Source organism: Rhodococcus aetherivorans (genome assembly GCF_011058165.1).
GTDB lineage: Bacteria > Actinomycetota > Actinomycetes > Mycobacteriales > Mycobacteriaceae > Rhodococcus > Rhodococcus aetherivorans.
Window position 1 is genome coordinate 25,114 of sequence record NZ_JAALEG010000076.1, and the last position, 6,224, is coordinate 31,337.

The window sequence follows — 6,224 nt, forward strand, 5'->3', positions numbered from 1 at the left end:
GATGATTCGTCAGCCTAGCGGCCGAGCGACCGCAGTTGGGGGTGAGCGTCAGACGGCGCGGTAGCTGCCCCAGTCGGCGACGACGCCGCGGGTGCTGAGCCAGGCGTTGGGGTCGGTCTTGCCGCCGGCCTGGTCCCACACCTCGAAGTGCAGGTGCGGGCCGGTGGACCAGCCGCGGTTGCCGACGGTGGCGATCTGCTGACCGGCGGTCACCCGCTGGCCGGCACTGACCTGGTAGGTGTCGACGTGGCCGTAGACGGCGGTGGTGCCGTCGTCGTTGAGGACGCGCACCCACTGGCCGTAGCCGGAGGCGGCGCCCGCGTCGAGGACGGTGCCGTCGGCGGCGGACTTGATCGGCGTGCCGATCGGGGCGGCGATGTCGATGCCGCCGTGGTGGCTGCCCCAGCGGGGGCCGAAGTCCGAGGTGAGCGTGCCCGAGACGGGCTGCACGGTGGCAGGCTTGGCGGGGTTGAGGTTGTTCAGCCAGCCCTGGCCCGCGGCGAACTGGTCGACCAGGGTGTCGAGCTCCGGCGGCAGGGCGGGAGCGGCGGCGTGCTCGTGGCCGTGCTCGTCGGCCGGGGCGGGCGCACCGGGCAGCTGCGGGAGCTCGAAGCCCTCGGGCAGCAGGCCCTGCGGCACCTCGAACGGCAGGGTGCCGGTCTGGGCGGGGGCGGGCGCGGCACTGGCCGTGCCGGCGGCGAGCTGGGCACCCACGGCGAAGAAGGCGCCGGTGGCGGCGGCCACGGTGGCGGCCTTCACGGGTGCCGACGGACCGGTGGGCTCGACGCGGTGCCGGCCGCGGCCGGAGGACGCACCGGACAGATCCATCTCGAAGGTGGTCGCTTCGTCGCCTGCCCGCTGGTGCCGTCCCACAGTTGCTACCTCATCCGTCGTCCGTTGCGCGCCGGGTGTGCCCCGGCCGTTTCTGGCGACTCAAAGTAACAAAACGATATAGGGCAGCGCCAGCGTTACGTTTCGGACACTTCTGCGGTGGGTACCGACGGCGACCCGGCGGCAGCCCGGCCGGATGCAGCCCTGCCCCACCCGCGTGAACTGCGGAAACACCCTCCTGGTGCGCGCGGGCGGGGTTGGGACGTCCGCCGGGGCCGGCGGCTCCCGGCGCCGCCTCGCGCGCATACAGAACCGCGAGGAGACGACGGCAGTTATGTGATTGTGATCACAGCGGAGCGCCCGGCGCGTCAGCCGATGTACGCGATGGGCGCCTCGGGGATGTAGTCGACGCACGAGAGCAACGGGGTGGGCGACGGGCTGAGGTAGCCGGTGTCGAATGCCTGGATGCGCTGCTCGGCGGTGCCGTGGGTGCGCTCCGGCCCCTTGTCCTCCCCCACCGCGGCGAACGCCCGGCCCAGCGACGCCAGGTCGGTCTGCTCGACCGTGACGCCGAGGTCGCGTTCGGAGTACGCGACGAAGGCGCCCGATCCACAATCGGCCTGGTTCTCGTAGGGGATGGCACTGTTGGGTTCGGCCGGGTCGGGCTCCGGCAGTGCCAGCATCGTCTGGAAGTGATGCGTCACCTCGTGGCTCAGCACCGCGGCAATGGCGATCTCCCCGTAGCCGTTCACGAGGTCCATCGCCGCCTTCTCGCCGATGTAGAGGCTGCGGTCGGCCGCGCAGTACATCAGCGAGTTCTCGTCGTAGGCGCAGCCGGGCGCCGCCTCCCCCGACTTCCCCGCCGCCACCGAGTAGTAGGCGGTGGGATGCGGCATGTCCTGGTACGTGGCATCGATCCACGACTCGATCGACGGAAGGAAGCACTGCACATACGGTCCCATCGCGTCCGTCGTGTACTGCCCGGTGCTCCCGGCGGCGAACGGACACTCCGCTGTGGGCGAAAGCTGTTGCAGGGCAGACTCGTCCTCCGCGGCGGCCGGAGCGACGGCACCCAGGGCGGGCACCACGGCGGCGACGGCCACGGCGGCGAAGCGGATCGTGCGCGAGATCGAGCGAGGCATGAGTACTCCCGGGGACGAGGATTCGGCGTGCGGATCCACCCTCCGGCACGCCACGGCCGCACTCCAGGGCTCTTCGGGCTGCACACCGCACCCCGAGGGGGACGGTTCCCACCCCCGGGGTCACTGGCCGCACCTCCGACCGAAGGTCACCGGCCGCAGGTCACCTGCCGCAGGTCACCTGCCGCACCTCCGGCCGAATGTCACATGCGTTCGGTTGGATTGACGGCGTGTGACATTCGGGTGCACGACCGGGCGGGAACGGCGATCGCCCTCACGGGCGCCGCGATCTACGGGTCGAGTTTCCGCACCCCGGCCCCTGCTGTCCGCCTCGCACGCCTCCGACCAGGCCTGGACCGTCACGTGGATCGCCGTCGGCGCGGCGGCGGCGCTCGCCGTGCCGCTGGTTCCGCGACCGTTTCACACCGGCGCCGCGATCCCGGCTACACTCACACCGCGCATCGAATCGGCACCGCCGGTCCACCGCGCGCCGCCCTCGTAGCTCAGGGGATAGAGCACGGCTCTCCTAAAGCCGGTGTCGCAGGTTCGAATCCTGCCGGGGGCACCAGAATTTCCGCTGGTCAGAGGCTAATCTTTCGCCTCCGGCCGGGACGCGTGCCCCTCGCGTGACCTTCGAGGTTCGAATCTCCGACCGAGCTCCACGGTGCTGGCCGACCACCAGAAACGGCCCCGGACGGTGCTCGCAACACCGGCCAGGGCCTCGGCCACAACGGAGAGAGCCCGTCATGCACCGTTCCATCAATCTATCCCGCGATGCCTACGTGGTGTCGTGCGTCTCCAACGGCCATCGCGTCGACCTCGGTGTCACCGAGACCTACGGCGCCGCCGTAGTGCGTGCAGAACTGCACGCTGAGAAACTCCGTGCCGAGTACGGCGCCCTCACCACCGTTACGTGCGACGACGGCTTCCACGCCTGCTACAGCGGCGGCCACCACACCACCTACCGCGTGTTCCTGGTCGGCGGCGGCATGGACGACTCCCTGGCCTGACGTGTTGCGTCGGGCCGGTCGTTGCACCGGCCTGTGCGCTGCACGCCACGGTCCGTGAGCCCCTGCACGTCGTTTCTCTCGTCACCTCCGACGTGAACCAAGGTGACCCGGTGCTATCAATCCTGCCAACCGGGGCGGGCGCTCTCGCGATGAGTCTGGCCAGGCGTCGTGAGGGTCCGACACAGCCACGCTCTCACTCGAGACGTGGCCAGAGGTGTTGGCCGTGACGCGATAACGGGGCATGGTTCGTGGGAGCTCCGGGGAGGGGATATCGACACCGGCACCCTTGGGTGCTCCGCTCGGTCGAGGAGAGCCCGCGTAGCGGTCCGCTTCGGGTTGAATGTCTGGTGTGAGCGACACCGAATCTCAGTCCGAAGAGAACGCCAGGAAGCAGCGCGTGGAGGCCAAGCTTGAAGATTGGCAGGCACAGTTAGACGCAGATCCCTCTCGCCTCCCAGATCGGGAGAAAACAATCCTCGGTCGCATGAAGGAGACAGACGAGGGCGCAAAGCAGATCCTCGCCGAGCGCGCGGACCGAGAGGCCAAGAACGACGAGGCCAGGGACAAGGGTATACGGAACAGCAATATCTCGATCGGTATTTCCCTCGTAGCGGTACTCATTGCGTTAGCGAGCTTCTGGGTCTCCTGTTCGGCCAGCACCGACCACACCGATACACCAGTACCTCAGCCCGCGGTCGAGGCACCGGCAGAACAGTCCCCAGTCGAGCTGCCCGCGCCGCCGGTCGAACAGCCACAAGAGCCACCGGCAGTGGATGCACCGGTTCCTGGGGCTGGGTCGGGAAGCTGAGCCGAGGCGTCCTAGATTGCCTCGGCAGGGCCCGCGTCACCGCTACGACCGGAAAGGGTCCGCTGACGAGCTTGCGCCTTCTCGGTCAGACTCAGAACTGCGATTGTGTCGAGCTCCTGCGCGACTTCGCTGAGCTCGCCCTCACGGGCTGCGGGGTCCTTCTGAACGAGGCGAGCAGCTGACGATGCCCATAGCATCGAACAGGCGAGGATGCTCACCTCGGCTGCACCATCGGATGTCACCGGATCGCTTATGAGGCCGTACCCAACCGACTCCGAAGAGGCGTCAAATTCCAAGTACTGGTCCGAGAGGACGCCCGATGCGTGACTGAACCCGCACAGGTGGCGGTACATCACATACAACTCAGCTCCACCGTCGAAGTCCTTCACCATTTGCTCGAACCGCTTGGCCTGCTGGAGCGAGGTTGTATCGAGACCTAGAGGCTCTGTACTCGCGATGTTCTCAGCCGCGGTCCGGTAGACAGGGTTGTCGGACTTACGCAGGTCATCCTGTGCTACGCGCCGCCGTATCGTTTCTCGCTCGAGCACTGCCTGCACGCCGTCGCTCGACTGCGCGATCCAGTGCGCGGTAAGTGCACTCTCGAAGCATGTGCGGATCGTTGGCATAGCGATGATCGCATCCGAGTTCTCCAGGACTTGAAGTCCGGCCGCCGCAAGGCGATGGGTGTGATGAGCGAACGCCAGGACGCGTGTTGCCTTCTCGGCGTCGTAGCGGCGTTCGTTCATCACCTGGAAGGCTCCACCGTAGAAGCGCTCGTTCCACCCGGAGAGAAGGCGACGTGCGACTGTGGACAGGCGCTGACGTTCGTCTGAGTTCACCGACCGATCGTAGCTAGGTGGGCTCTGTCCCCGATGCAGCTGCGATCCGACGACGGCGGTACTCGCCATCGACCATCGGGAAGGTCCAACCCGGGGCGTGCCTGTTCAGCCACACTCGACGATCGACGTGCCACTGTTGCCATTCGTCGCGAATCTGAGCCTGAATCTCAACATTCGGGTGCAGGGCACTACGCGGGAAGCTGAGCACCCAGTCCGGCCAGGTGGAGGGATCTGCGGCGACTCCAGGAGCGCGTCCCGTCGCGGCCCTAGCCATTGGCGGCCTTGCGATCGTTGTGCAGCTGCCACCGTCGATTGGCGGCGCGCTGCTTGACCGGATCCTTAGCGGTCGCGGTGTTGCCGAGGACGATGCCGGACAACACTTTCGGAAGCGTGGCGGCGAGCTGGCGGTGCTCGGCCACGGCGGGATGGACCCGGATCGTCCCAGTGGAGCTGGTGAGCAGCTCTCCGTCCCGGGCGACGATCTTCTCCAGGGCGTCGATGCGATCGACCACCTGGGCGGCGGCGTCGAGCAGGGCCTGCTCCTTGGCGTCGGGCACCAGGCCCTCCTCGGCCATCTCCGCGACGATCGCGGCGGCCATCTTCTGCCCTGGTGTGGGGTCGTTGTGAGCCATGTCGGCTCCTCTCTGTAGTCACGATGTGCATTGCACGGAAGGCGAGCGCGTATGCCAAAGGGGCGGAGAGGCCCCACCCGGGGGGCATAGGGCCTGGTCAGAGGCCTGTCGGTGGCCCAGCCCCCGCCGCTGAGCCGGGCGCTCGCGTCCGCCGCGTCGGCCGACACAACCCCGACCTGCAGCACTCCACCTCAGGATGCGCAGGTCGGGGCCGTCCCTTGCGGGCGTCGGTCGGTCTAGGTGTCGGTCGGGCCCTGGGACTCACGCTCGGCCTGCTCGGCGGCCTCTCGGACAGCCAGAGCCGCGGCGTGGCGCTTGCGGGCGATGGACTCGAGGGCGAGGCGGGGCATCAGGTAGCCCTGGGTCCCGCGGTCGAAGGTGCCGTCCAATGCCACGGTCACGCTCCGCCCTGTCCGTCCAGGAGGGCGGCGACCAGGCTCTCGATCAGACGCCGGGCGTCCACCTTGGGTGAGACGTTGCGGGGCAGTCCCAGGCCGGGCACCACGTCGACGGCCCAGGTGACCGGGTGCGGGCTGTAGGGGGCGCCTCGCATCCAATCCACGGCGGCCTGGGCGGCGACTTCCCGCTCCAGGGCGGCGATCAGGGCCTCGGCGGCGGAGTCGATCTCCTGCCGGTCCAGGGTCGCAGTGTCGGGCCCGTTGTCGCGGGCCTCGCTCAGGTCCGACTCGATGGCGGTGAGTACGGCCCGGTGGGCGTCCAGGGTCCGGGCGATCTCGGCCCGGTCCTGTTCGAGCTTCCGGGCGGCCAGAGGGGCGGGGACCTTCTTCCCTGCCCGTACGGCGGTGGCGGCGGCCTGGGCGTCCTCCTCGGCGGCCTCCTGGTCCCGCTCCCGGGCGGCCAGGCGCTGCAGCTCCCGCTCGGTCTCCCGCAGGCGCACGGTGGCGGTGTCGTACTCGGTGAGCAGCTTCGCCACCGGTTCGGGGAGCAGGTCCAGGGCGGGGCGC

Annotated in this window: 8 protein-coding genes and 1 tRNA gene; 3 read left to right on the forward strand and 6 right to left on the reverse strand. The window is 68.8% G+C overall.

What is annotated here, in order from left to right:
* Positions 1-48: 48 nt before the first annotated feature.
* Both G6039_RS23380 and G6039_RS23385 read right to left on the reverse strand, forming a co-directional pair.
* The gene (locus G6039_RS23380; protein ID WP_029541940.1) at positions 49-873 is read right to left on the reverse strand and encodes a M23 family metallopeptidase; all 825 of its coding nucleotides are present in this window, start codon (positions 871-873) and stop codon (positions 49-51) included.
* Between the two features lie 326 nt (positions 874-1,199).
* A complete protein-coding gene (locus G6039_RS23385; RefSeq protein ID WP_029541939.1) occupies positions 1,200-1,973 on the reverse strand; it encodes a neutral zinc metallopeptidase in 774 nt (257 codons plus the stop codon).
* A gap of 489 nt (positions 1,974-2,462) precedes the next feature.
* Between G6039_RS23385 and G6039_RS23390 the strand changes: the two genes are divergently transcribed.
* From G6039_RS23390 to G6039_RS23400, 3 genes are all read left to right on the forward strand, one after another.
* Positions 2,463-2,538: transfer RNA gene (locus G6039_RS23390), tRNA-Arg, on the forward strand.
* A 178-nt stretch (positions 2,539-2,716) separates the two neighbouring features.
* On the forward strand, positions 2,717-2,980 hold the full coding sequence (locus G6039_RS23395) for a hypothetical protein (RefSeq protein WP_043797725.1): 264 nt from the start codon (positions 2,717-2,719) through the stop codon (positions 2,978-2,980).
* 349 nt (positions 2,981-3,329) lie between these two features.
* Positions 3,330-3,788 (forward strand): hypothetical protein, encoded by a 459-nt coding sequence (locus G6039_RS23400; RefSeq protein WP_152103890.1) that lies wholly within the window; start codon positions 3,330-3,332, stop codon positions 3,786-3,788.
* Between the two features lie 11 nt (positions 3,789-3,799).
* Here G6039_RS23400 and G6039_RS23405 read toward each other — a convergent pair whose 3' ends face one another.
* The 4 genes from G6039_RS23405 to G6039_RS23420 all read right to left on the reverse strand — a co-directional run.
* The gene (locus tag G6039_RS23405; protein WP_152103891.1) at positions 3,800-4,627 is read right to left on the reverse strand and encodes a DUF5677 domain-containing protein; all 828 of its coding nucleotides are present in this window, start codon (positions 4,625-4,627) and stop codon (positions 3,800-3,802) included.
* Between the two features lie 266 nt (positions 4,628-4,893).
* Positions 4,894-5,259, reverse strand: a complete 366-nt coding sequence (locus tag G6039_RS23410; protein ID WP_152103892.1) for a P27 family phage terminase small subunit — start codon at positions 5,257-5,259, stop codon at positions 4,894-4,896.
* A 236-nt stretch (positions 5,260-5,495) separates the two neighbouring features.
* On the reverse strand, positions 5,496-5,660 hold the full coding sequence (locus G6039_RS23415; protein ID WP_161780428.1) for a hypothetical protein: 165 nt from the start codon (positions 5,658-5,660) through the stop codon (positions 5,496-5,498).
* Positions 5,657-6,224, reverse strand: a 568-nt coding sequence (locus G6039_RS23420) for a hypothetical protein (protein WP_206531281.1), incomplete at its 5' end; no start/stop codon positions are given. The genes G6039_RS23415 and G6039_RS23420, both read right to left, overlap by 4 nt.

Excerpts from the sequence above, each read along its gene's own strand:
- G6039_RS23385 (WP_029541939.1), bottom strand. The coding sequence starts at position 1,973 with ATGCCTCGCTCGATCTCGCGCACGATCCGCTTCGCCGCCGTGGCCGTC.
- G6039_RS23395 (WP_043797725.1), top strand. The coding sequence starts at position 2,717 with ATGCACCGTTCCATCAATCTATCCCGCGATGCCTACGTGGTGTCGTGC.
- G6039_RS23410 (WP_152103892.1), bottom strand. The coding sequence starts at position 5,259 with ATGGCTCACAACGACCCCACACCAGGGCAGAAGATGGCCGCCGCGATC.